We start from the raw sequence: 24,389 nt of genomic DNA on the forward strand, positions 1-24,389 counted from the left end.
TCGACTATACACCAAGCAGCAAAAACCGTGCTTTCACGCGAACGCTGCAGCACACAGCCTAGCGTCGGCGCGGCCTTTTTCCCACGAATCATTTCAAAAAAACATATGCGTTTTCGGCGCGCCCGGCGACCCGCACGGCAAGCTATGCGTCAGGCACATCTAAGCATATTACGAAAAGTTCTTGGCTTTTTCGGGGCGGATTTTAGACTATGACCGTCTGTCTTCACAATATGAGTTGATTATGACCATCAAATTTGCCTCCTTAAAACTTGCCGCCCAGCCGCGCCGCTGGTTCCTCGCCGCCGCCGTCGCGGCCCTGGCGCTGCCGTTGAGCCCCGCGCTGGCGGCCGAACCGGCGCTGCTGAACGTCTCCTACGACGTCATGCGCGAACTGTTTAAGGAAATCAACCCGGCCTTCATCGCCGAGTGGAAAAAGAACACAGGCGAAACGGTCAGCGTCAACCAGTCGCACGGCGGCTCCAGCAAGCAGGCGCGCTCGGTCGCCGACGGCCTGGAGGCGTCGGTGGTGACGATGAACCAGGCCAACGACATCGACCTGCTGGTCGAGCGCGGCCTGGTCGCGCCGGACTGGGCCAAGCGCTTCCCGAACAACGCCGCGCCGTTCTATTCGACCATGGTGTACCTGGTACGCAAGGGCAATCCGAAGCAGATCAAGAACTGGGACGACCTGGCCAAGCCCGGCGTCAAGGTGGTGGTGCCCAATCCGAAAACCTCGGGCAACGGCCGCTACACCTATCTGGCGGCCTGGGGCCATGTGATCAAGCAAGGCGGCAGCGAGGCGCAGGCGCGCGAGCTGGTCGGCAAGCTGTTCAAAAACGTGCCGGTGCTCGACACCGGCGGGCGCGCGGCCACCACCACCTTCACGCAGCGCGAGATCGGCGACGTGCTGGTGACGTTTGAAAACGAGGTGCAACTGGTGCGCACCGAGTTCGGCGATAACTTCGAGGTGGTCTACCCGCCGGCCTCGATCCTGGCCGAATCGCCGGTGGCCGTGGTCGACAAGGTCGTCGACCGGCGCGGCATCCGCAAGCAGGCCACGGCCTACCTGCAATACCTGTACTCCGAGCCGGGCCAGGAAATCGCCGCCAAGCACTTCCTGCGGCCGCGCTCGCCGGCGGTGGCCAAGAAGTACGCCGCCACCTTCAAGCCGATCAAGCTGTTCACCGTCGACGAGGTCTTCGGCGGTTGGCAGCAGGCGCAAAAGAAGCACTTCGACGATGGCGGCGAATTCGACAAGATCTACCAGAGCAAGTAAGCGCCAGGGGGGCCCGGCGCACACGACAAAAAAACCGGGGCCGCGCCCCGGTTTTTTCATGTGCGCATATGACGCATATGAATATGCGAATCGCTTCGTTCCCAAAACAGCGGCGCGACGTTAATCTGAACTCAAGCGCCATAGCGTGATCAGCCCCCTCACTCAAGAATAGGAAACACGATGGCCATTTCAGAAATCAATGTACGCAATCAGTTCAGGGGCAAGATCAAGGAAATCATCTTGGGTTCGGTGGTCTCGGAAGTCGACGTCGAAACCGAGCACGGCATCGTCACCTCGGTCATCACCACGCGCTCGATCAAGGACCTGGACCTGAAGGTCGGCAGCGAAGTCATCGCCCTGGTCAAATCAACGGAGGTATCGATCGCCAAGATCCAGTAATGGCCCCCGCCCCGCCCCTCCGCCACCCAACACCAGCCCTGCCAGCGCGCAGGGCTTTTTTTCGTCGACGCCGCGCCCATCTATTCCAACAATTAGCAACTTATTAACTGAAATTAAGCGGAGATGACGACCCCGCGACGTAAAAACAGGCAGAAAATTCCTGAAAAACATGGTCTACATCAAGGTTTAATGGTATGGTCTATTCTTGGCAAGAATATTGCCGCAGACCCACAAAATATTAGCGTGGCACCCTCTTCTGGTGCCCCACCCTGTCCCAGCCCATAAAAAGCCCATGTTTAAAAAAATTATCGCAGTTGTACTGGCGTCGCTGACGTCCGTCGCCCTCGCCGTTCCGCTCGGTTCGCAATCCGTGCTGGTGGTGGAAGACGGCACCGGCAAGATCCTGGTGGAGAAAAACTCCAACGTCGTCGTGCCGATCGCCTCGCTCACCAAGCTGATGACCGCCATGGTCGTGCTCGATTCGAAACCCGACATGAACGCCCCGATCAGCATCGACAAGAACGACGTCGACATGCTCAAGCACAGCACGTCGCGCGTGCCGGTCGGCGCCACCCTGAGCCGCCAGGACATGCTGCAACTGGCGCTCATGTCGTCCGACAACCGCGCGGCGGCCGCGCTGGGCCGCACCTACCCGGGCGGCCCGACCGCGTTCGCCCTCGCCGTCAACGCCAAGATCAAGGCGCTGGGCATGACCCAGACCGTGATCGAGGAGCCGACCGGCCTGTCGCCGAACAACCGCTCGACCGCCGCCGACCTGATCAAGATGGCCGTGGCCGCCTCCACCTACGCCGACATCCGCCGCATCACCACCGATTCCGAGGACGTCATCAACATCAACGGCCGCCAGGTCCAGTACCACAACTCGAACCGCCTGGTCGGCGCCAAAGGCTGGGAAATCGGGCTGTCGAAAACCGGCTACACGGAAGAAGCCGGCCGCTGCCTGATCATGCGCTTCAAATCGGCCGGCAGGAACGCCACGCTGGTGCTGCTCAACGCCCGCGCCAATTCGGCCCGCGTGATGGACGCGCTGAACATCCGCCGCTTCATCGCCGGCGACGAAGCCGAGCCGAAGGTGATGAAGGTCTCGCTGCGCAAGCAACGCCTGATCTCGGCCGGCGGCAGCGCCAAGCCGGTGGTGCTGAAGGCGTCGCCGCGCAAGAAAACGCGCATCGCCAAGGCGCCAAGCCGCCGCGTTCACCGCGTCGCCCACTAGGCGGGGCCTGGTTAGCGGGCCGGCAACGCTGAAACACACCAAAGGCAAAGTGCCGGGACGCCCTTGTTTTTTTAGCGTCGCCGAACGCTTTACGCCGCCACCGCTTTGATGACGTAGACGCAGCGCCGCTGGCCCGCCAGCAGGTGCTCGCTGCGCGCGACCGTGCAGCCGGCGCCGAGCACACGCTGGAATACGTTGAGTTCGGAGCGGCAAAAATTCTGGCACTCGCGCGCCGCCGCGCAAATCGGACAGTGGTTTTCGACCAGTAGCACGCTGCCGTCGGCCTGCGGCTCGGCGTTGGCCAGGTAGCCCTCGGCGTCGCGCGCCCGGGCCAGCGCCGCCACGCGCGCCGGCAAGGCGGCGTGCGCGTCAACGCTGGCGCGGTAGTGCGCTTCGCTGCTGCGCTCGCGCGCGACGATCAGCCGCTCCAGCCCCTCCTCGCCGAACAGTTCGCGCGCCTGCACGATCAATTGCAGCGTCAGCTCGGCGTGGCGGTCGGGGAAGCGCGCGTGGCCGGCGTCGCTCAACATCCAGCGCCGCGACGGCCGGCCCACCTTGTCGGCCACTTCCTCGAAGCCGACCAGGCCCTTTTCCCCGGCCGCCTCGAGCTGGCGCCGCGCGCCCATCGACGTCAGTTCCAGCAATTGCGCCAGTTGCTGCGCGGTTTGCGGGCCGCGCGTCTTGAGCAGGTACAGCATGCGTTCGGCGGTGTTCATGGCGCCACCCCGCCCACCGCCGCCGGCGCCACCCGCCAGCCCAGCATGCGCCAGCCGGCCCAGGCGCTCAGCGCCGCCCCCAGCAGCAGGATCAGGCGCGTGTCGATCAGCGTCAGCACGGCGCCGATCAAGGCCATCAAAATATTCGCCACGCAGAACGTCGTCGACAGCAAGCCCATCACCGCGCCCTGGCCGTAGCCGCCGAAGCGTTCGGCGCACCAGCCCTGCACCACCGAGTTGTAGAGCGCGTTCGGGATGCCGAACAGGGCGATCGCCAGCAGCCCGATCCAGACGTTGCCGACCGCCACCAGCGCCACCGCCAGCGCGCCGCCGAAGGCGAAGCGGGCCGCGCGGCGCAGCGGTTCGGCCGCGCTCGGGCCGCCGCCGAACAGCGACGCCAGCGTCATCAGGCCGCACAGCGCCATGTTGACCCAGGCGATGCCGCGGCTGTCGTAGCGCGCCACCTCCACCAGCCACAGCGGGTAAAACTCGTAGAACGCGGTGACGCCGCAGGTGTAGGCCAGTTGCACGCCGAACAACTTGCGCAGCTCCGTGTGGCGCAGCAGGTTCAGCGAGTGGCGCTCGCGCGCCACCTGCCACCACGACGTCGTCGCCAGCGACGACGCCTCGCGCGGCAGCGCCACCAGCACCAGCAGCGCCGCCAGCAACAGCGCGCCGACAGCGATCCAGAACGGCGTCGTCAAGCCCCAGTCCAGCGTAAAGCCGGCCAGTAGCGGGCCGACCAGCCAGCCCATATAGAAGGCGCCGTTCAGCCACGACATTGCGCGCAGCCGCAGCGGTCCCTGCAGGCGGTCGGCCAGGAGGGCGCGCGCCACCGAGCCGTTGCCTTCGAGCAGACCCGTCACGAAGCGCGCGACGATGAACAAGGGATACGATTGCAGCATCAGCGCCAGCGCCGTGATGGCGTGGCCGGCGGCGGCGCCAAACGCCGTGACCAGCAGCACGGGACCGCGGCCGTAACGGTCCGACAGCGGCCCCAGCAGCGCCGAACCGATCAGCAGGCCGAGCGGGTTGATCATCAGCGCCAGGCCAAACAGGAACTTCGGTGGCAGCCCGAGGAAATGATTGAAGTCGTTGGCGGCGCCGGCGGCGAACAGCGGCGGCAGGATAGGGAACGGCAGCGATGCCCCGGTCGTCGACAGCAGGGCCAGCAGGCAGGCGGCGGTAATCAACAGCGCGGTTTTCATGGACATCTTCAAGAGTCGGGATAGCCACGAATATACCGATGAGTGTTGATTAAGTAAACTAAGATGTTTACTTAATCCAACGAGGGATCCTGTGGCGGGCCGGCGCGGCGCTACCTGCCGCCCGGGCGATTGGTCAGGAACACCCCGACGATGGCCATGGCGCCGCCCACCAGCATCGATACCAGCACCGGCTCGTCGAGCAAGACGGCGGCCAGCGCGATGCCGAACACCGGCACCAGATTGTTGAACACGGCCGTGCGCGACGGTCCGATCGCCTTCACGCCCTCGTAGTACCAGACAAAACCCAGTACCGTGCCGAACACGCCGAGATAGGCGATCGATGCCCACGCCCGCCAGCCCAGCGCCGACCAGGCGATCGACGAGAACTCCAGCGCGGCGCCGCCGGCCAGCAGCGCCAGCCCCCACATCGCGGCATAAGTGGTGGCGGCGATCGGCGTCAGCCCCTTCAAGGCCGAGCGGCCGATCATCGTGTAGGCGGCCCAGCTGCAAATGGCGCAGAACATCAGCAACTCCCCCGCCCCGATCGACTGGCCCAGGTCGTCCAGGGCGCCGAGCGGGTCGCCGCGGGTGATGACGACGGCGGTGCCGGCGAAGGCCACCGCGATGCCCAGCCATTTGATGCCGCCCAGGCGTTCGCGCAACAGCCAGGCCGAGGCCAGCGCCGTCACGATCGGATTCAGCGCCACGAACAACGCGGTGCGGCCGGCCGGCATGCGCGCCAGCGCCGCCAGAAAACACAGGTTGTACAGGAAGATGCCGGTGAAGCCGAGCGCCGCCGTCGTCGCCAGCTGGGTCTTGTTCAGGCGCGGCAGGCCGCCCTCGACCTTCCAGGCCAGCAGCAACAGCAGCGCCACCGCCACCGCGAAACGCCCGGTGGCCGCCGTCATCGCCGGCAGCGCCTGGGCCACCACGCGCCCGGCGATGAAGGTGCCGCCCCAGAACAGCGCCACCAGCACCAGCTTGATGTAGACCAGCGCGGCGGTCGGCGCGGCGGCGGCGCGCTGGCTGGGCGGCGGGAACGCCGATGCGGCGGTGGCGGTGGCGGTGGCGGTGGCGGTGGCGGTGGCGGTGGCGGGCGAGGCGGGTGTCGGCATACGGTATCCTGGACGGTGCTGCTGGCTTGCGCGGGGAGTCGCGTCGCTATATATTAATGCTAATCCCAACTCATAGAAAAATGAGCGAAAGCTCATACCCCCCCCATGACTTTTACCCAACTGGAAATCTTCGCGCTGGTCGCGGAACTGCGCGGCTTCACCGCCGCCGCCGCCAAGCTGTCGATCAGCCAGTCGGCGGTGTCGCACGCGCTCAAGGGGCTCGAACGCGAACTCGGCGTCGAACTGCTGGTGCGCCACCAAGCCAGCGTCGAACTCACCGACATCGGCCGCCAACTGCTGCTGCGGGCGCGCGAAATCCTCGGCCTGTCCGAGGCCATGCGCCAGGAAGTGGCCGACGCGCGCGGCCAGCGCCGCGGCTCGCTGCGCATCGGCTCGTTCGGACCGACCTCCTCGCTCAAACTGCTGCCGGCCATCCTCGACGAATACCAGCGCCGCTACCCCGGCATCGAAGTGCGGGTCGACGAGGGCGGCGACGACGAAGTGACCCAGTGGATACTCGAGCGGCGCGTCGACGTCGGCTTCGTCGTCCTGCCGCAGGAACGCTTCCACACCGTCGCGCTGGCGCAGGACCAACTGGTGGCGTTGCTGCCGCGTACGCACCCGTTGGCGACCCGGCCCTCGGTCGCGCTGGCGCGGCTGTGCGACGCGCCCTTCATCATGTCCGAGGCCGGCTGCGCCGCGTTGATCGAACCCTTGTTCACGGCGGCCGGCCTGGCGCCGCAGGTGCGCTACCGGATCGCCCAGGTCATCACCATCCTCGGCATGGTCGAGCGCGGCATCGGCGTGAGCATCGTGGCCGAACTGGCGCTGCCGGACCGGCTGGCGGGCAACTACCCCGGCCTGGTCAAGGTGCCGCTCGACCCGCCCGCCACGCGCCGGGTCGGACTGGCGGTGCGCGACCGGCGCCAAAACAGCCCCGCCACCATCGCCTTCCTCGACGTCGCCAAGGAAGTGGCGCCCACGCTCGTGTTCGCGTCCCGCCGTTAAGTGAGCCGGCCGGCAGCGCTTAAAACATAGCAAAGGCCCTCGGGGTCCGCCCCCGGTTTGCGTCGTTGGTTTTGGTTAACTTTAATGTCGATTTGCCAGCGCCAACGTGTGCCACCGAACGGATGCCGTAGCCGTACTCCAGCAAAATGGATTCATCAACCAAACAGGAGTACGACCATGAACCGCCCCGCCTTCACCACCACACTTTTTTTGAGCTGCATGATGGCCGCATCGGCCGCAATGGCCGGCTCCGAGATCGTTAAATGCGTAGACGTGGCCGGCCATGTCGTCTTGACCGACCAACCATGCCAGGGCGGCACGCAAATCGCATTGACGCCGGCGGCGGCGCCGGTCGAGGCCGCGGCGGAGGCGCCAGTCGCGCCGGCCAGCGCGGTCAGAACGGTAACGCTGGAGCGCTTCGCCGCCACCACCCAAGGGCGCCCGCGCGTCGTATTGGCCAAGCGCGCCGCCATGCCAACGATGTCGGCGGACGCGGCGACACTGCGCGCCGCCCGCCTGAACATGCAGGCGTCGGACCATGCGTCGTCGCTGATGCGCCAGCAGCGCCTGGCCGGCCTCAACTAAACGTCTTCCGGGGCGCTTTTCTAGTTCGGACTTTGCTCGCACTTCGGCCAGGCCGAGAAGGCAAGCAAATACAGCGCGATCAGATTCACGCCCGGCACCATGGCCAGTAGCGCCCACCAGGACGGATACCCAGCCTTCGGCAGTATGCGTGAAAACAGCAGCGCCGGCACCACCAGCGCCAGCATGAACAGTAGCCAGTACTTCATTGGAAACATGCCCATGGCTTAGCCCCCCGGCGACGACAGACGCCGCCGCGCCGCCGCCGGCCATTCGGCGAACGCCAGGATACCGGCGACGACCAGCAAACCGAGCACCGGAACAATGGCAACGAGCGCCAAAGCCGGAGGAAAGCCGGCGCGCCCGCAGATTTTCCACAGCGGAAGCACCAACAACGCTAAAGCTAACAACGCACCCATGTCACCTCCCTAAGTTGCATTCTCTATCAATGCGAGCGATGCCGCGATACCGCGGCGGCAGCCTCGGCTGTGCCAAATCCATAGTATAGACCTCCTATTCATCGACATATCGGGGCGACCCGGCATAAAAAAAGGGCGGGACCGGTTCTCCACCGACCCCGCCCTTCGCATCGCCTAAGGCCGCTTAACTACCGATGCGGCCGCCGTCGTTCTTGGTAATGACAATAGTGGCCGAACGCGGACGCTTGCCGGCGCCATAGCCGGCGTTGCTCGGCCACAAGCTGCTGTACTTCGTCGTATCGCCGATGTTGGCCTGGCTGGTTCCTTCGCCCGGATGCTGGATATTGATGAACAGCGCCTTGCCGTCCGGCGTTTCGCAAATGCCGGTGATTTCGCTGTCGACCGGGCCGACCAGGAAACGCTTCAGCGTATCGGTGCTCGGCGCCTTGCCGACGTAGGTATCGACCAGCAGCGGCGCGCCGGCGGTGGTCGGGTAGCTCAGCGACACTTTCTTGCCGTCGCCGACCTGGCCGGGCAAACCCGCCAACATCATGCAGTTGGTCACGTCGGTATAGGCGCCGTCGTCGGTCTGGATCCAGATGATGCCGGTCGACGGGCTGAACGCCAGGCCGTCCGGGCTGGAGAAGTCCTGGTCCGAGGTCAGGCTCGACAGGTTGACCTTGTCGGCGGCGGCGCCCGACTCGGCGCCAAACAGATACACGTCCCATGTGAACGCCAGGGCGGTGGCGCCGGCGGCGCCTTCCTTGACGCGCAGAATGTGACCGTTCGGATTGCCTTTTTGCTCGCTACTCCCCTTCAAATCGGTGTAGGCGCGCGGATTGGCGCTGTCCGGCACCAGTTGCGAGGAACCGCTGGCGTTGACGTTGCGGTTGCTGTTGTTGGTCAACGAGAAATACACTTCGCCGTTGGCCGGATTCACCGAGCACCACTCCGGACGGTCCATCTTGGTGGCGCCGACGGCGTCGCCGGCAAGGCGGGCGTTGACCAGCACGTCGGCCTGGTCGGCGAAGGCGTAACCGGCGTAGGCGGCGATCTTCGGATTGCCGATCGCCAGTTCGATCCACGAACCGCTGCCGTCGGCGGCGAACTTGGCCACGTACAGCTTGCCGGAATCGAGGTACTTGTCGCCGGTTGCCAGCAGGTCCGACGGGGTCGCGTCGGCCGCGTTCCACACCGCGCCCGACACATACTTGTAGATGTATTCGTTGCGCGAGTCGTCGCCCATGTAGACCGCCAGCGGCTGGCCCGCGACCAGCTTGCCGAAGGCCGCGCTTTCGTGCGCGTAACGGCCCAGCGCGGTGCGCTTCTTGGCGGCCTTGGTCTTGTTGTACGGATCGGCTTCGAGGATGTAACCCATGCCGTTCATTTCGTTGCGGTAGTCGTCGCTGCCGTTGCTCGACGCGCCCAGCTTGCCGATGTTCCAGCGCGCGTACTTGTCGTCGGCGCCGCCGCTTTCCCAGCCGTGGCGCGAGGACGCGCCCTGGTTGCGGCCGTAGCGCTTGAGCGAGGCCACGCTCTTATCGTTGCCGCGCGCGGCATCGTCGGCGGCGCCGCGGGTGAAGTAGCCGGACCAGTTTTCCTCGCCGCTGACAAAGCTGCCCCAAGGCGTTTTGCCGGTGCCGCAGTTGTTCAGCGTGCCGCGGATCTTGGTGCCGTTGCCCGAATACTTGGTCACCGCCAGCGCGTTGCCGCGTACCGGGCCGGACAGCTCGCACTCGGTCAGGCAGGTGATGCGGCGGTTGAAGCTGGAATCCTTGACGTATTCCCACTTGCCGCCGGCCTTGCGCACTTCGACGAAGGAGACGCCGTGCAGCGCGGTTTCCTTGTCGATTTCGGCGGCCGGGCGCGGCAGCGTGTTGGTGCCGCCGTTGGCGTGGATGAAGAACGACGCGCGCGACTCGTTGGTGGTGGCCTCGTGGTTGACGCCCAGCAGGCCGCGCCCGACGCTGCTGCTCGACGCTTTGCCGTCGGCGCCCAGCCCGAAGAACTCCATACCGTCGTGGTGGTCGCCGGCGCGGTTCTCGAAATCGGTGTCAGTGCCGTCGTTCTTGTAGGCCGGCGTGGCGGCGTTAAGCGGATCGCCCAGCGCATAAATAATGCTGGCAGTGTAACCGGCCGGCACCACGACGGCGTCGGCCAGGCTCTTGCCGACGGCGGTAAAGCTGAGCAGTTTCTCGACCGGCACGACCACCGGCGGCACCACCGGCGCCACCGGCGCGGCGGTGCTGTCGCCGCCGCAGGCGCTCAGTCCCAACGAACCCAACATGACGCTGGCGGCCGACGCGGCGCCGCCGCGCAGCAGATTGCGCCGGCTCACCCGCTTGTCGAGGATGTCGCTGAAGTGTTCATTCGGGGTGTCGTTGTAGCCGATGTCATCCGGATCAATGGCTGCTGGTACGCGGTCTTTGCTGTTCATGAGCTTTTCTAGTGAGGGGTAAGGGAACTGACCGCGCTCATTCTAGAGATGAAAAATGACAAGATTGTGACTTGAACAGCAGCAAACAGAATTTCCTGGCGAGAATAGTCGGCGCGCGCAACCGGCGCGACCGGCGGGAGGCGGCGCCGGGCGCCCTCTACCGTGCGGCAAACGTGACAATTGAATAGAGTTGCGAAAATTTATTGAAATACTATCCATCTCAGCCACGGTATGTTGCAGGCCCCGAGCCTTGTCGTTACCGAATGGGGCTTACGCTGCCGTGCCATTCAACGTTCTTTTCTTCTGGCTAAAACTACAATGAAAACATACTCGTCCAGCAAGCAGTTCGCCAATGGCTACCCCACTCCCGGGCCGCAGCATCCGACCCCGCAAAACGTCATGGACCACGTCTTCTTCCTCTCCGAAGGCGGCTGGAAGGAGGCGCGCGAGCAAGACCAGTTTGACTACATCATTGTCGGCAGCGGCTTTTGCTCGCTGGCGTTCGCCGAGCGCATCCTCGGCGCCAAACCGCACAGCAAGATCCTGATCGTCGAGCGCGGCCCGTTCTTCCTGCCCGAGCATTTCCAGAACCTGCCGCTGCCTTACCAGAGCACCTTGGGCGGCCTGTCGGAAACGTTCCCGTGGACGCTGGCGCGCAGCACCGCGCAACAGCCGGCGGGCAACATCAACTTCCAGCACGGCATGGTGCCGTTCTTCGGCGGCCGCAGCATCATGTGGAGCGCCTGGTGCCCGCGGCCGACCGCCGACGAAATGCAGTACTGGCCGAAACAGGCGATCGCGGCCGCGCAAAAAAACTTCGAGTCGGCTGAAAAACTGCTCAACGTGGTGCCGGCCGACCAGATCGACGCCGGCCTGCCGCCCGCCGTACTGGCCCACGTCGCGCAGCAACGCCCCGTCTACGGCACGCTGCAACTGAGCCTGCAAACCATGTTGCAGGACAACCTGCATAAAATCGAAACGGCGACCCGCTGCATGGCCGCGCCGTTGGCGGCCGGCGCGGGCCAGCAGAAAGGCCTCGATTTCGCCAAATTCTCCACCCCGTCGGTGATGCTCGAGCTGGCCGCCAAACAGGCCCGGCTGAGCGCCGCCAACCAGGGCGCGCCGCTGAAAATCGTCACCAACTGCGTCGTCAAGCAAATCTTCGAACAGGACGGCGTCGCCACCGCGCTCGACACCTCGCGCGGCACGGTCAGCATCGGCAGCGCCAAACTGGTGCTGGCCATGGGCACGCTGCCGCCGGCGACCCTGCTGATGAACTCCTTCCCGCAAGTAAAGAACGCCGGCGCGCGCTTCACCGCCCACTTCATCACCTCGATCGTGGCGCGCATCCCGCGCAGCGACTACCCGTTCGCCGACAAACTGGCCGAACTCGAGCTGGCGGCGATCTACCTGGCCGGGAAAAATCCCGACAGCGGCATGCAATACCACGTCCAGCTGTCGGTGCTGTCCGACCTCAATCCCGCCGAGAACGCGCCAAAAGCGGCGCGTTACATGCCCGACGTCGTCGCCACCGCCTCGCTGGCCCAGCTGGAAAGCTCGCAGGACTATCTGGTGTTCGTCTGCGCGGTGCTGGGCGAAACCGACTTCAGGAACCCGGACAACCACCTGCGCCTGAACGGCCAGGACGATCCGACCAGCAACGTCACGCTGCAAGTGCTGGCGAACGACACCGACCGCGCGACCTGGGACACGATGGACCACGCCACCTTTGAAATGCTGGAACGGGCGTTGGCGCCGAAGGCTGGCCGCGTCCAGTACTGGCACGGCGAGCCGAACCAAGGCGAGTGGTCGGACGCGCGCCCCGCCGTCGCGCAGCGCCGCGTCGGCGGCCTGGTGCACGAAGGCTCCAGCCTGTGGCTGGGCGACAACGGCGAGGGCGTCGTCGGCCTCGACTACCGCCCCCATGGCGTGCAGAACGTCTACGTCACCGGCGGCGCGCTGTGGCCGGCCAGCGGCTCGTGGAACCCGACCATGACCATGGTGGCGCTGGCCCAGGACTTGGCCGACCAACTGCTTGAACCAACCGGCCCGCGCGCCTGAGGACGCCCGGATGCACACGCCCAACACCTTTTGCGCCGCCGACGGCGGCGCCAGCAACGCCAACAACATCGGCGGCGCCGAGTCCTTTGCCGCCACCGGCGACCCGGCCGACCGGCTGATCGCGCGACTGCGACTGCAGCCGACCGGCATCGGCGGCTACGTGGCGCCGGGACCGGGCGGCGCGGCCACGCTACTGCGCGCGACCCTGCCCGAGCGCTTCGACGGCGACCGCCCGATTTACTCGAGCAACTACTTCCTGCTCAAAGCCAGCACGGTGCTCCAACTGCACGGCCTCAACCAGGACGAGCAGTGGTTCTTCCACCAGGGTAGCGCCATCCGGCTGCACGCGTTTGCCGACACCGGGCTCTACACCAGTTGCGATATCGGCGCCGATCTCGAGCAGGGCCAGTCGTTTCACGGCGTCGCGCGCGGCCAGCAGTGGTTTGGCGCCGAACTGCTGGGCCCCGGGTACGCGCTGGTCAGTTGCAGCCTGGCCCCGGCCTGGGACAAGCGCGACTCGTCGCGTCCGAGCGCGGCGCAGATCAGCGCGCTGCAGGCGCAATTCCCGGCGCAGGCCGCCATCATCGCGCGCCTGGGCAGTCCAAGCTGACACGCGCCGGGCTTGCACCGATCGGGGTCGCATGCGGGACGCGGCCCCGGTTTGACCACGCCGTCAATCGCAATACAAGCCCTTTTCGGGGTGGAAGCCATCACGAATTTTCCAGTCAATACCTTTACATTCCGCCAGAGCCTGTTTCCGCTTCAACTTCGCTTCGGCATCCGTATATCCCCATCCTCGTTTTTGCCGCTCCGTTTCGACCACCTCACAAAGTTTTACAGGCGTGTTTCTGGGATCGATAGTGCATGAGTCGCCCCCGACATACACGAATGGTGAAAAATGCCTGCACCCACTAAGAGCGAAGACGACGCCCAAGCAGAGGCTGACGGTCTTTATTGTTGCCTTCATTGTATTGTTATGTCCTTGTTAAAATACGGATAATACACGTTTAACGCCAAGCGGAAGCTGGGCGGGCACGCCGCGGTCGACCTGGCAGTGGCTGGTGAGTTCAATCATGGCAAGGGCGGAAAAGACGACTGAGGCGCCGCGCCCCGCCGCCACATCCTTGCCACGCCGATTGACTTGAGCTACCGACTTGCGCACAATGGACTGATTGATTTAGGTGGAGGGCCTTCATGGGCATCAACCAGGCCGCCGACGACGCGCGGCCAGTCGACGGCTTCGACCTGCAAGACGTGCTGTTTATCGGCGTAATCGTCTTCGCCTGCTCCATTTTCGGCATCTACACCGCGCCGCCGGGCGTGCTTGCCGCTTTCTGGCCCGCCAACGCGGTGCTGGTCGGCCTAATGCTGCGCCCCCGCCATCCGCCAACACCGCTGCACTGGCTGGTGGCCGCCGGCGCCTACATGCTGGCCGACCTCTACATGCAACACGGCTGGCCCAAGAGCGCCATGCTCACCGCCACCAACCTGATGGGTGTATCGGTCTGCTATTTCCTGCTGTCGCGCATGAACCCGGAGTACCAGAGCCTACGCCACCCGCGCTCCATGCTGCGTTTCGTGCTGGTGGTGGTCAGCGGCGCGGCCGCGGCCGGCGCGGTGGGCATCTTCATCCATCCGGTGCTGTTCGGCGGCAGCCCCTCCCACGGCTTCGCATTCTGGTTTTCGACCGAACTGGTGAACTACATCGCGATACTCCCGGTGATGCTGACCATGCCCGACGTGCGGCGCTGGTTGACGGAGCACAAGCGCCGCGCCGACTGGTCCAGCTGGCGCGTGGAGCAACTGGCGCCGCTGGCCGCCTTCGCCGCCAGCCTGTGGCTGGGTACGCAGCTGGGCGGGCCGGGCGTGATCCCCTACCCCATCCCCGCCATGCTGTGGTGCGCGCTGACGTACAGCCTGTTCGCGACGGCCGGCATCACGCTGTTCTTTTCCCTGTGGACGCTACTGGCCATCTCCAGCGGCACGTTGGTGATCGGCGCCAATTTCGACAGCCAGCAAGCCATCATGTCCTTGCGCGTCGGCGTGACATTGACGGCGCTGGCGCCGCTGACGGTGGCCAGCGTGATGGTGGCGCGCGACGAACTGCTGGCGCGCCTGAAATACGCCGCGTCGCACGACGTGCTGACGCAGGTGCTGAACCGGGGCGGCTTCTTGACATGCGCCGAAGCGCTCCTCGCCACGCCGCAACTGCATCGCCGGCCGGTGGCGGTGATGATGATGGATATCGATTTCTTCAAGAAGGTCAACGACAGCTACGGCCACGCCGCCGGCGACGTGGTGTTGACCAACTTCGCACGCGTTGCCGAAGCGGGCCTGCGCAGCGGCGACCTGCTGGGACGGCTGGGCGGCGAGGAATTCGCCGTGCTGCTACCCGGCTGCGGCGCGGAGGACGCGCGCCTCATCGCGCAGCGCATCTGCGACGCGTTCGCGCGGCACGCGGTGGCGGTGGGCGACAGCCAGTCGCTCAATTCCACCGTCAGCATCGGCGTGTGCTGTTTGCCGGGCAGCGGTACACCCATCGAAACCATGCTCTCGTCGGCCGACACGGCCTTGTACAAGGCCAAGCATTCCGGGCGCAACCGCGTGGAACTGTAAGGCTAGCTGACGAAATTCCACGCGGCGGTTCTTCTCGCGGCCGGCGTCGTTGCCGTTACGCGCCACATCGTTGACGCCTTATTGGCACTGGGGCGAGCTACCCGCCAATCAAGCCCCGCAACCCGCTGGCCCGCTGCGTGCGCCGCATAATCGCGTCCAGCAGCACCGTCTGCGTCGGCGACACCAGCGTGAAGTAATCGCGCGCCCGCGTGATGCCGGTGTAGATCAGCTCGCGCGCCAGCATCGCCCCGCCCTCCTTCGGCAGCACCAGCACGGTGTGGCGGAACTCCGAACCCTGCGATTTGTGCACCGTCATGGCGAACGCGGTGTCGACGTGGCGCAGGCGCGTCGCCAGTACGCTGCGCACGGTTTCGCCTTCCAGAAAATACACGCGCAGCGAGGTTGGCCGCGCCGGGTCGCGCAGCGTCAGGCCGATGTCGCCGTTGAAGACGCCGGTGCCGTAGTCGTTGCGCGTCACCATGACCGGCCGGCCGACATACCACTCGCTGCGTTTGATCAGGCCCGCCCGCTCGAGGCGTTGTTCGATGGCGGCGTTCAGCCCGCTCACGCCCCACTCGCCGTCGCGCACCGCGCACAGGATGCGGAAGGCTTCGAAGCTGTGCAACACGTCGCGCACCCAGGCTTCGTGTTCGCGGCCGTCGGCGCCGTCGCGCACCATGGTCAAATAGGGCTGATAGCCGCCGCCGGCGCCGGCGCGCCCGGCCAACGCCAGTTGCAGCACGTCGCTCTGCTGCGCCGGTTCGATCCAGGCGACTTTGCCGCCGCGGTCGCCGCCCAGGCAGGCCAGCGCCTCCTTGCTCATGCCGGCGTTGACGGCCAGCGCCAGCGCGCCGATCGGGCCGCTGAAGCGGTGGCTGTGGCGCAGCATCACGGTTTGCTGCGCCAGCGCGCCGGCGCCGCCCTGGAATTCGGCGCCGATGCGCTCCCCCGTGGCCGCCTGCGCGTACGCCAGCGTGGCGGCCGTGTAGCCGCCGGCCTGGGCGTCGTGGCACAGGTCGCCCAGCACGGCGCCCGCCTCGACCGACGCCAGCTGGTCTTTGTCGCCCAGCAGGACCAGGATGGCGCCCGGCGGCAACGCGTCCAGCAGCGACGCCATCATCTCCAGGTGGACCATCGAGGCTTCGTCGACGATCAGCACGTCGACGTCGAGCGGGTTGCCGGCGTGGTGCTGGAAGGCGCGCGTGTCGGGGCGCGCGCCCAGCAGGCTGTGCAGGGTGCGCGCCGCGCCCATGCGCTGCGCCAGTTCCTTCAGTTCCGGCAGCTCGCCGCCCACTTTGGCGGCCAGGCTGTCGAGGGCTTTGTCGATCGATTGTTTCAGCCGCGCCGCCGCTTTGCCGGTCGGCGCCGCCAGGGCGATCCGCAGCCGCTCGGGGTGCTCGGAGACGGCGAACAGCAGCGTCAGCAGGCTGGCGACGGTGTAGGTTTTACCGGTGCCGGGGCCGCCGGTGATGATGGCGACGCTGCCGCGCAGCGCCACCGCGCAGGCGATTTTTTGCCAGTCCGGGCCGCCGTCCGGGGTCGGCTGGTCGAACAGGATGTCGAGCCAACGCCGCACCGCCGGCAGGTCCGGCGTGCGCGCGCTGTCGCGGGCGCGCGCGCCGATGGCGTCGGCCACCAGTTTTTCGTCGCGCCAGTAGCGCCGCAGGTACAGGCGGTCGCCGTCCAGCGCCAGCGGCTGGTCGAAGTCGAGGTCGCCGATTTGCCACACCTGGTCCGCCTGCGCCAGCAGCGCGCGCCACGCGGCCACGCTTTTCGGCAGCGCGCCGGAGGCGGCCACCAGCGCGCGCCATTGCTCGTCGGTCCAGCCCATCAGCAGGCCGGGGTCGTTGACCAGTTCGTCAAGCATCAGGCAGCTGTGGCCGCGCCCTTCCAGTTCGGACAGCAGCACGCAGGCCAGCGTCAGTTGCGCGGAACCGGCGCCAACCGAGCCGATGAAGCGGGCGAAGGCGCCGCTCAGGCGCCGCAGCTGGCCGTCCTCGGTCAGGGCGTCGACGTGCGCCAGCAGCGCGGCGGTGGTGGTGGCGGCGCTGCGCGGGTCAGTCTTCATGGTGGTGTTCCATCTGTGGCGTTGCGTCGAGTAGCGTGTCGAGGCCGTCGAGCAGCGCCATCTGCGGCTCCAGCCAGTAGCAGCCGTGCGTGTGCGGGTTGGCGATGCCGCGCAAGAACAGGAAAATGGCGCCGCCCAGTTGCCGCGCCGGGTCGTAGTGTTCGCCCAGGCGGCTGCGCAGCAGGCGGTGCAGCGCCAGCATGTAGATGGCGCCCTGGATGTCGTAGCGGTGCGCCGCCATGCCGGCCGCCAGCGCCTGCTTGTGGTAGGCGGCGTCGCCGGCGCCGAGCGCGTTGGATTTGTAGTCGAGTACCCAATAGCGCCCCTGGTGTTCGAACACCAGGTCGGCGAAGCCTTTCAACATGCCGTGCAGCTGGCGTTTCGGCAGCGCCGGGCGCGGCGCGTCGCCCAGCAGGTGGCGCGAGCACAGGCGGTCCAACCCGTCGGTGCCCAGGCGCTCGCTGGGGAACCAGAATTCCATCTCGGGCAGCAGCGCTTCGATGGCGACCAGCGGCGCGCCCAGCATCGGCAGCGGCGTCGTCGCCACGGTGCGCAGCCAGGCCACCGCGTCTTCCTGGCGGTGGCCCCAGCCGGCCCGTTCGCAGCGCGCGCCCAGGCGGGCGGCGAAGCCGGCGTCGTCGACGATGCCGAAGCCTTCGCTGCCGATCCATTCGAGTTGCTCGTGCAGGAAGTTGCCGGGCACGGAGCCGCGCGGGAAGCGGTGCCACGGCGCGTCGTCGCCGCGCGCCGACGCCTGCGCGTCGTCCTCGTCTTCGAGCAGGGTTTCCTCCTTGGCCCGCTGCGGCACGTGGACGCTGGCGACCAGCGGCCCCACTTGCCGCGTCAGCGAGGTGAAGCTGCCGACGGTCCAGTCGCGCTCGAAGCTGCCGTCGAACACGGCGGCGTCGCTCAGCTCGGGCAGCAGTTCGACGCGGTCGAGCATGGTGGCGCGGCCCGGCTGGACCAGTTCGGCGATGGCGATGCCGGCGCAGTCGCCGCGCAGCCGCTGCCAGCGCGCCAGCAGGTCTTCCGCCGGCAGCTTCTCGCCGCCGGTCAGCAGGTAGCCCAGCGCCGAGTCGTGCAGCGTATTCTCGCCGGCCTTGCGCCCGGCCAGCGCCGCCACGCCCAGCCACAGGAAATGGCAGGCGCGCGTCAACGCCACGTACAGCAGGCGCAGGTCTTCTTCGATGCGCGCCGCCTCCACCGCTTCCTGCGCCGGCTCCGACAGCGTCATGTCGAGGTGGCGCACGCCGTCGCCGTCGGTGTATTCGAAGAAGCTGCGGTTGCGCTTGTCGACCTTGCGCGCGGTGACGGCGAACGGCAGGTAGACCAGCGGGTATTCCAGGCCCTTCGACTTGTGGACGGTGACGACCTTGACCAGTTCGGCGTCGCTTTCCAGGCGCAGCACGCGTTCGTCGCCGCCGCCGCCCTCGCCGGCGATTTGCTCGGCCAGCCAACGGATCAGCGCCTGTTCGCCGTCGAGCTGGCGGCTGGCCGTTTGCAGCAGTTCGGCCAGGTGCAGCAGGTTGGTCAGGCGTCGTTCGCCGCCGGCCTGGCGCAGCATCGCCGCCGGCAGTTTTAGTTCGTGGATGAAGCGCCGCAGCATCGCCAGCACGCCCTGGCGCTGCCACACCAGGTGCAGGCCCTTGAGTTGTTCGGCGCGTTTTTCCGATTCGATTTCGTCGTTCGACAGTTGCGCCAGTTCGCTCAGCGTCATGCCGACCGTGCCGGTGGCGAAGGCGGCCCGCGCCAGCGCGCCGTCGAGCGGGTTGGCCAGCGCGCGCAGCCAGCGCAGCACGTCGGCCGCCTCGTCGCTGTTAATGACGGAGTCCTTGTCGGACAGGTAGACGCTGGCCACTTGGCGTTTTTGCAGCGCCTTGCGGATCGCCGCCGCCTCCTTGCGGTCGCGCACCAGGATGGCGATGTCGGCCGGTTGCAAACGCCTAAAGCCGGTTTTGCCTTCGAAACCGGCGCAGGGGTCGTTGAGCAGGCCGACGATGTGCTCGGCGCAGTGGTGCGCGAAGAATTCGCGGTAGGCGTCGCCCTTCAGTCCGTCGGCGTGGCTCAGGGCCACCGTCAACGGCGCTTCCGGGCCGTCGCCGCGCACCAGTTGTTCGGCGCGGCCCATGGCGCCGACGGCGTCGAACGGCAGCGGGTTGGCGCCGCCCTTGCGGAAGCGGAACGCGCCGGACGGGAAACCGTCGCGCCGTGACTCGCCTTCGCCGTGGCCCTCGGCGTGCAGGAACAGCTGGTTGACGGCGTCCACCAGCGCGCCCGTCGAGCGGTAGTTGGTGCCCAGCTGGTAGTGGCGCCCCTCGGTGGCGGCGCGCGCCGACAGGTAGCTGTGGATGTCGGCGCCGCGGAAGCCGTAGATCGATTGTTTCGGGTCGCCGATCAGGAACAGGCCGCGCGCCGGGTCGCTGTCGGCGACCCGGTACAGCAGGTTGAAGATCTGGTATTGGCCGGGCGCGGTGTCCTGGAATTCGTCGACCATCGCCAGCGGGTACTGGTCGGTGATGCGCTGGCGCAGCGCGGCGCCGTTCTCGCCCTCCAGCGCCGCCTGCAGGCGTTCCAGCAGGTCGGCGAAGCCGAACTGGCGGGCGCGCCGCTTCAGTTCGTCCATGCGCGCGGCGATGGTGGCGGCGGCGTGGCGGTACAGTTCGTGCGACAGCGGCGCGATCCGCGCCAGCGCCGCGGCCAGCGCCTCGGTGGCGTCGAAGTCGTCCGGCACCTCGGCGCTGTGGCCTTTCGAGAAGGCGTCGGCGATGCCGTCCGGCGTCAGGCGGCGCCAGGCGGTGTCGTTGACGCCGGCCGGCTGCACGGCGGCGGCGTCGAGCGCCCAGGCGCGCAGGCCGGCGAACCATTTGACCAGCGATTCGGGTTTCATCTTGTTGCCGTTGAAGCACTTCGGCGCGGCGTCGCGCTGCCGCCCTATCCATTGCTCCATGCGGTCGGCGCGCTCGGCCCAGCCGCGCTTCAGCCCGGCCAGTTGCGCCCGCTGTTCTTTTTGCACGCGGGCGATCAGGCCGCCCAGCGTCGGCTCGCCCGCCGCGCCGATGGCGCCGGCGCGCTTGACCAGTTCGCGCACGGTTTTTTTCAGCACCACCACGTCGCCCCAGGCCTCCAGCAGCGGTTCCAGCGCGCCGGCGTTCAGCGGATAGATGTGCTGGCGCCAGTAGTCGTGGGCGGCGTCCTCGAACAGCGCGTTTTCGTCGCTGACCAGTTCCTCGTCGAACAGGCTGCCGCTGTCGAAGGCGTGTTCGCGCAGCATGCGCTGGCACCAGGCGTCGATGGTGAAAATCGCCGCCTCGTCCATGGTTTCGGCGGCCAGCGTCAGGCGGTGCGCGGCGCGCTGCCGCTCGGCGTGGTCGGGGTAGTCGTCCAGCAGCGCGTCGAGGTAGGCGTCGGGCTGGCCGGCGCCGGGGTCGCGGAAGTAGGCGGCCGCTTCGATCAAGCGCTCGCGCACGCGGTTCGACAGTTCGCGCGTGGCGGCGCGGGTAAAAGTCATCACCAGGATGTCGGCCGGTTGCAGCGCGCGGCCGAAGCCGGCCGCGCCGCCGTGGCCCAGCACCAGGCGCACGTACAGCGCGGCGATGGTCCAGGTTTTGCCGGTGCCGGCGCTGGCCTCGATCAGGCGGGTGCCGTGCAGCGGGAAGGTCAAGGGTTGTAACAGTTGGCTGCTCATGGGGCTTCCGTGCCGTCCGCGCCGGCGTCGATGGCGGCGATGGTGATGTGGTTGTCCAGCCAGGCCGCCAGCGGCCCGTACAGCTCCAGCGAGCAGTCGGCCCAGGCCTCCTCGGCCGCCAGCGCGGCGAAGTCGGGCCATAGTCGCGCCAGGCACAGGTCGGCGCGCTCGCCGGCCATGTCGAAGCCGCCGTCGTAGACCGCGCGCGGGTCGCCGTCCTGGGCCAGCGCCAGCGCGGTCTTGCAGGCGGTCGGCAGCGGGTGGTTCATGTTTTCGCGCCACAGCGCCAGCAGCGCCGCCAGCGCGTCGCGCGCCGCGGCCGGCTCCAGCGGCGCCATCGTCACGACGGCGTCGCGCGCCAGCAGGTAGCCGGTCACCGGCACGTTTTGCGCGGCCGCCGCCAGCTGGCGCAACCACATGGCGATGAGTTTGTCGCCGCGCGCCTTGCCGCCCTTGTCCAGCACTTTCGAGGAGATTTGCATCAGCCAGGCGGTCTTACCGCCGGCCGACTCGTCCTGGCGGCGCAGCCGGTCGAGCCAGTCGTCGATGCGCAGCTCACCGTAGCGCAGGTCGATGGCCAGCTTGTCGGCCGGGCGCGGGAAGCGCTGGCACAGCGCCAGCCAGGCGCTGCGCACCGGCACCAGCGCGTCGACCAGCTGGCGCTGCCACTGTTCGCCGATCAGGCCGATCGGCAGCACGCCCTCGCGCTCCAGCCGTTTGGCGCGCAGCGTCAGGCTGGCGCGCACCTCGGACTGCGGCTCGGGGGCGTCGGCGTCGTCCAGCAGCGTGTCTTCCAACAGATAGCGTTCCAGCGCGTTCAGCGCGAACGGTTCCTCGTCGTCGCCGATCAGGTCGGCGTCGGCGAAGGCCACGCTGAGGCGGCGCCGGAAGAAGTATTTGACCGGCTGGCGCATGAAGTTGGCCAGGTCGTTGAGCTTCAGGCGGAAGTTCGGGTCCAGCTCGAACGGCGGCAGGCGTTCGGCGGCGCGCTCGTCGTCCGGCGCCGCCGCCGCGCCGTGGGCGGCGCGCCATTCGCCTGCGTAGGTCAGCAGGCCGCCGCTCTCGAAGTATTTGCGGCTGAACGGTTGCAGCGCGTGTTCGGTGGTCAGGCTGGCCGGGTTTAAACCCCAACCGGCCTCCAGGTAGTCGCGCAGTTGCGACACCAGCACCGACGGCGGCTGTTCGCTGTTGTCGCGCACGTTGCGGCCGACCCAACTAATATATAGCTTGTCGCGCGCGGCCAGCAGCGCCTCCAGCATCAGGTAGCGGTCGTCGTCGCGGCGCGAGCGGTCGCCCGGGCGCGCCATGCCGGGCAGCGTCAGCAGGTCGAAGTCGGCCTTCGGCGCGCGGCGCGGGAAGTCGCCGTCGTTCATGCCCAGCAGGCAGACCACGCGAAACGGCACCGCGCGCATCGGCATCAGGGTGCAGAAGGTCACGCCGCCGGAGACGAACTGGTGGTTCAGGGTCGGTTCGTCGAGCAGGCCCAGCCAGGCTTCGCGCAGCACCGCCAGCGGCACCGACTCGGTGAATTCGGCGCCGTCGCAGGTTTCCAGCCAGCCTTGCAGCGCCTGTTCCAGCAGCGCCAGCGTCAGGCGGTCGCCCTCCTCGCCGGCCTTGAAGAAGGCCGCCAGCAGCGCGCGCGCCTGCGCGCCCCACTCGGCCGGGGTGCGCGGCTGCGCCAGCGCGGCGCGCCAGTGCAGCAGCGCCTCCACCAGCTGCGCCAGCGAGCCGGCCAGCGCGGCGTCCAGCCCGCCCACTTCGGCGTACGGTTCGATGCCGGCGAAACTGGCGCCGTTGCCGCTGGCGTAGCCCAGCAGCATGCGCCGCACGCCGAAGATCCAGCTGTTTTGCTCGCGCGCGGCGCCCAGGCCGAGGCCGTCGCGGTGGGCCTGGTCCAAGCCCCAGCGCACGCCGGCGCCGTCGATCCACGCGCCCAGCGTGGCCAGGTCTTCACCGTCCAGGCCGAAGCGCGCGGCCAGCGCCGGCACGTCGAGCAAGTCGCGCACCTCGCTCTGGCGGCAGCGCTGCTGCGGCAGGCGCAGCAGCCATTCCAGCGCCACCAGCAGCGGGTTGACGCTGCGCTCGTTGACGTCGCCGATTTCAAACGGGATGAAGCGCGGGTCGCCGCGCTTGTGCTGGCCGAACACCGCGTGGATGGCGGCGGTGAAGGTGTCGATGTCGGGCACCATCACCACCACTTCGCGCGGGCGCAGGCCGTTGCCGGCGCCGAGCATCGCCAGCAGCTGGTCGTGCAGCACCTCGACTTCGCGCTGGACGCTGTGGGCCAGGTGGAATTCGACCGAGCGGTCCGCCGCCGGCGGCGCCGCCTGCGCGTGCTCGCTGAGCGGGCGCAGTTCGCGGATGGCGCCCTGCACCTGGGCCAGCAGGCTGTCGCCGTCCTCTTCGCTGAAGAGGTCGACGCGCATGCTTTCCGGCAGCCAGGCGGCGCGGTGGGCGTCGAATTCGTCGAGCAGGCGGATGAAGTCGCGGCCCTGCCGGCCCCAACTGGCCAGCAGCGGGTGGCTGAAGGCGTGCAGCTCTTCCATCGGCAGGTCGCCGAGGTCGCGGCCGCCGCGCGCCTGTTGGCGCTTGTGCGCGCTGCGCAGCAGGTCGCGGCCCTCGATGATGTCGCCCCAGTAGTATTGGCAGGGGTTGGGCACCGCCAGCAGTACCTGGGTGTGCTGCGCCAGCGCCGCCAGCGCCTGCAGGCTTTGGTAGGGCAAGGCCGAGACGCCGAACAGCACGATGCGCCGCGGCAGCCGCCCGGCGGGCGCGTCGCCGCGGGCGATGGCGTCGAGGAATTGCTGGTGGATGGTGGCGCGGCCGGAGGCGCGCTGCTGCTCCGGCACGCTGGCCGTGACGGCGCGCCACAGTTGCGCCTGCCAGCGCTGGTCGGCGGCCATCGGCGCGGCTTGGCCGGCGGCGTTGCGCAGCTGGTCGCGCCCGAGCGCCCAGTCTTCCAGCCAGTCGGCCCGGTACACCTGATATTGGTCGAACAAGTCGGCCAGGCGCTCGGCCAGTTGCAATCGCCGTTCGGCCTCGCCGTCGGCGAGGAAGTAGCGCAGCGGCGCGAAGGCCGGCTCGGCCAGCAGCGTCGGCAGCAGGCGCATCAGGCGCCAGGTCAGCGGCCCCTTGTCGAACGGCGAGCGGCTCGGCACCCGCTCGCGTCCCAGCATGCCGCGGTAGCCCTCCCACAGCAGCCGCGCCGGCAGCGCGATGCGGGTGGCGGCGCACACGCCCATTTCCTCGGCCAGCGCGATCTTCAGCCATTCGGCCACGCCGTTCGACTGCACCAGGAAGATGTCCGACTCGAGCGGCGCCAGCGGGTTGTTGCGCAGCCACTGGAAGACGGCGGCGCGCAGTTGTTCGAGCTGGTTGCCATGCAAGATGAGCAGGCCTGGCGTGACGGGTGAAAGCATGCTGCTCCGATAAGGGGGAAACGCGCGGCGGCGCTGTCGTTGTTGCAAGAGGGAAAAGCGCGCGCGGACAATCCGATATTATCGCCTGTGGCAAGCTTGTGCGACGGAAAAAATGCGGGAAAGCGGGGTCGAACATGCGGAGGGTT

General features: G+C 67.5%; 17 protein-coding genes. 8 read left to right on the plus strand and 9 right to left on the minus strand.

Annotated elements, in window-relative coordinates:
- Window positions 1–241 precede the first annotated feature (241 nt).
- The 3 genes from ACFDR9_RS04880 to ACFDR9_RS04890 all read left to right on the plus strand — a co-directional run bounded on the left by ACFDR9_RS04880 (window position 242) and on the right by ACFDR9_RS04890 (window position 2,909).
- Window positions 242–1,276: a sulfate ABC transporter substrate-binding protein gene (locus ACFDR9_RS04880; RefSeq protein WP_035788121.1), complete on the plus strand. Its 1,035-nt coding sequence runs from the start codon at window positions 242–244 to the stop codon at window positions 1,274–1,276.
- 180 nt (window positions 1,277–1,456) lie between these two features.
- Window positions 1,457–1,675, plus strand: coding sequence for a molybdopterin-binding protein (locus ACFDR9_RS04885; RefSeq protein WP_017875027.1), 219 nt, complete (start codon window positions 1,457–1,459; stop codon window positions 1,673–1,675).
- A gap of 292 nt (window positions 1,676–1,967) precedes the next feature.
- Window positions 1,968–2,909: a serine hydrolase gene (locus tag ACFDR9_RS04890; protein WP_017875026.1), complete on the plus strand. Its 942-nt coding sequence runs from the start codon at window positions 1,968–1,970 to the stop codon at window positions 2,907–2,909.
- 89 nt (window positions 2,910–2,998) lie between these two features.
- Here ACFDR9_RS04890 and ACFDR9_RS04895 read toward each other — a convergent pair whose 3' ends face one another.
- From ACFDR9_RS04895 to ACFDR9_RS04905, 3 genes are all read right to left on the minus strand, one after another.
- The gene (locus ACFDR9_RS04895; protein WP_017875025.1) at window positions 2,999–3,625 is read right to left on the minus strand and encodes a metalloregulator ArsR/SmtB family transcription factor; all 627 of its coding nucleotides are present in this window, start codon (window positions 3,623–3,625) and stop codon (window positions 2,999–3,001) included.
- Window positions 3,622–4,833 carry an MFS transporter gene (locus ACFDR9_RS04900; protein ID WP_035788115.1) on the minus strand — a complete coding sequence of 404 codons (1,212 nt, stop codon included), beginning with the start codon at window positions 4,831–4,833 and terminating at the stop codon, window positions 3,622–3,624. The genes ACFDR9_RS04895 and ACFDR9_RS04900 overlap by 4 nt, the downstream gene beginning before the upstream one ends.
- Window positions 4,834–4,943: 110 nt before the next feature.
- Entirely contained in the window at window positions 4,944–5,948 is a 1,005-nt protein-coding gene (locus tag ACFDR9_RS04905; RefSeq protein ID WP_409030251.1) for a DMT family transporter, read from the minus strand.
- A 105-nt stretch (window positions 5,949–6,053) separates the two neighbouring features.
- Here ACFDR9_RS04905 and ACFDR9_RS04910 point away from each other — a divergent pair, with 105 nt between their 5' ends.
- Both ACFDR9_RS04910 and ACFDR9_RS04915 read left to right on the plus strand, forming a co-directional pair.
- Entirely contained in the window at window positions 6,054–6,956 is a 903-nt protein-coding gene (locus ACFDR9_RS04910) for a LysR family transcriptional regulator (RefSeq protein WP_017875022.1), read from the plus strand.
- A 177-nt stretch (window positions 6,957–7,133) separates the two neighbouring features.
- Window positions 7,134–7,541 (plus strand): DUF4124 domain-containing protein, encoded by a 408-nt coding sequence (locus tag ACFDR9_RS04915; RefSeq protein ID WP_409030252.1) that lies wholly within the window; start codon window positions 7,134–7,136, stop codon window positions 7,539–7,541.
- Between the two features lie 20 nt (window positions 7,542–7,561).
- Here the strand turns inward: ACFDR9_RS04915 and ACFDR9_RS04920 are convergent, their stop codons facing one another.
- From ACFDR9_RS04920 to ACFDR9_RS04930, 3 genes are all read right to left on the minus strand, one after another.
- Complete coding sequence (locus tag ACFDR9_RS04920; protein WP_409030253.1) at window positions 7,562–7,762, minus strand: hypothetical protein; 201 nt, start codon at window positions 7,760–7,762, stop codon at window positions 7,562–7,564.
- Window positions 7,763–7,765: 3 nt separating this feature from the next.
- On the minus strand, window positions 7,766–7,957 hold the full coding sequence (locus ACFDR9_RS04925) for a hypothetical protein (protein ID WP_198291981.1): 192 nt from the start codon (window positions 7,955–7,957) through the stop codon (window positions 7,766–7,768).
- A 184-nt stretch (window positions 7,958–8,141) separates the two neighbouring features.
- Window positions 8,142–10,394 carry a PhoX family phosphatase gene (locus ACFDR9_RS04930; protein WP_017875018.1) on the minus strand — a complete coding sequence of 751 codons (2,253 nt, stop codon included), beginning with the start codon at window positions 10,392–10,394 and terminating at the stop codon, window positions 8,142–8,144.
- Window positions 10,395–10,712: 318 nt separating this feature from the next.
- On the opposite strand from ACFDR9_RS04930, the gene ACFDR9_RS04935 reads away from it, so the two are divergent.
- From ACFDR9_RS04935 to ACFDR9_RS04945, 3 genes are all read left to right on the plus strand, one after another.
- Window positions 10,713–12,455, plus strand: coding sequence for a GMC oxidoreductase (locus ACFDR9_RS04935; RefSeq protein WP_017875017.1), 1,743 nt, complete (start codon window positions 10,713–10,715; stop codon window positions 12,453–12,455).
- 10 nt (window positions 12,456–12,465) lie between these two features.
- Entirely contained in the window at window positions 12,466–13,065 is a 600-nt protein-coding gene (locus ACFDR9_RS04940) for a cupin domain-containing protein (protein WP_051068204.1), read from the plus strand.
- 584 nt (window positions 13,066–13,649) lie between these two features.
- Entirely contained in the window at window positions 13,650–15,071 is a 1,422-nt protein-coding gene (locus tag ACFDR9_RS04945; protein ID WP_409030254.1) for a diguanylate cyclase, read from the plus strand.
- Window positions 15,072–15,168: 97 nt separating this feature from the next.
- Here the strand turns inward: ACFDR9_RS04945 and recD are convergent, their stop codons facing one another.
- From recD to recC, 3 genes are read right to left on the minus strand one after another with little or no spacing between them, the layout of a single operon-like run.
- Window positions 15,169–17,139 (minus strand): exodeoxyribonuclease V subunit alpha, encoded by a 1,971-nt coding sequence (recD, locus tag ACFDR9_RS04950; RefSeq protein WP_409030255.1) that lies wholly within the window; start codon window positions 17,137–17,139, stop codon window positions 15,169–15,171.
- Window positions 17,129–20,824, minus strand: coding sequence for an exodeoxyribonuclease V subunit beta (recB, locus tag ACFDR9_RS04955; RefSeq protein ID WP_409030256.1), 3,696 nt, complete (start codon window positions 20,822–20,824; stop codon window positions 17,129–17,131). Before recB ends, recD begins: the two co-directional genes overlap by 11 nt.
- Window positions 20,821–24,243, minus strand: a complete 3,423-nt coding sequence (recC, locus tag ACFDR9_RS04960) for an exodeoxyribonuclease V subunit gamma (RefSeq protein WP_409030257.1) — start codon at window positions 24,241–24,243, stop codon at window positions 20,821–20,823. The genes recB and recC overlap by 4 nt, the downstream gene beginning before the upstream one ends.
- Window positions 24,244–24,389 lie beyond the last annotated feature (146 nt).

Origin of the sequence: Janthinobacterium sp. CG_23.3 (genome assembly GCF_046115965.1) — a bacterium.
Lineage (GTDB): Bacteria > Pseudomonadota > Gammaproteobacteria > Burkholderiales > Burkholderiaceae_D > Janthinobacterium.

Coding starts and splice junctions, on each gene's coding strand:
- ACFDR9_RS04930 (WP_017875018.1), bottom strand. CDS start 10,394: ATGAACAGCAAAGACCGCGTACCAGCAGCCATTGATCCGGATGACATC.
- ACFDR9_RS04890 (WP_017875026.1), top strand. CDS start 1,968: ATGTTTAAAAAAATTATCGCAGTTGTACTGGCGTCGCTGACGTCCGTC.
- ACFDR9_RS04945 (WP_409030254.1), top strand. CDS start 13,650: ATGGGCATCAACCAGGCCGCCGACGACGCGCGGCCAGTCGACGGCTTC.
- recB (WP_409030256.1), bottom strand. CDS start 20,824: ATGAGCAGCCAACTGTTACAACCCTTGACCTTCCCGCTGCACGGCACC.
- recD (WP_409030255.1), bottom strand. CDS start 17,139: ATGAAGACTGACCCGCGCAGCGCCGCCACCACCACCGCCGCGCTGCTG.
- ACFDR9_RS04895 (WP_017875025.1), bottom strand. CDS start 3,625: ATGAACACCGCCGAACGCATGCTGTACCTGCTCAAGACGCGCGGCCCG.
- ACFDR9_RS04885 (WP_017875027.1), top strand. CDS start 1,457: ATGGCCATTTCAGAAATCAATGTACGCAATCAGTTCAGGGGCAAGATC.
- ACFDR9_RS04935 (WP_017875017.1), top strand. CDS start 10,713: ATGAAAACATACTCGTCCAGCAAGCAGTTCGCCAATGGCTACCCCACT.
- ACFDR9_RS04940 (WP_051068204.1), top strand. CDS start 12,466: ATGCACACGCCCAACACCTTTTGCGCCGCCGACGGCGGCGCCAGCAAC.
- recC (WP_409030257.1), bottom strand. CDS start 24,243: ATGCTTTCACCCGTCACGCCAGGCCTGCTCATCTTGCATGGCAACCAG.
- ACFDR9_RS04910 (WP_017875022.1), top strand. CDS start 6,054: ATGACTTTTACCCAACTGGAAATCTTCGCGCTGGTCGCGGAACTGCGC.
- ACFDR9_RS04900 (WP_035788115.1), bottom strand. CDS start 4,833: ATGAAAACCGCGCTGTTGATTACCGCCGCCTGCCTGCTGGCCCTGCTG.
- ACFDR9_RS04925 (WP_198291981.1), bottom strand. CDS start 7,957: ATGGGTGCGTTGTTAGCTTTAGCGTTGTTGGTGCTTCCGCTGTGGAAA.
- ACFDR9_RS04915 (WP_409030252.1), top strand. CDS start 7,134: ATGAACCGCCCCGCCTTCACCACCACACTTTTTTTGAGCTGCATGATG.
- ACFDR9_RS04920 (WP_409030253.1), bottom strand. CDS start 7,762: ATGGGCATGTTTCCAATGAAGTACTGGCTACTGTTCATGCTGGCGCTG.
- ACFDR9_RS04905 (WP_409030251.1), bottom strand. CDS start 5,948: ATGCCGACACCCGCCTCGCCCGCCACCGCCACCGCCACCGCCACCGCC.
- ACFDR9_RS04880 (WP_035788121.1), top strand. CDS start 242: ATGACCATCAAATTTGCCTCCTTAAAACTTGCCGCCCAGCCGCGCCGC.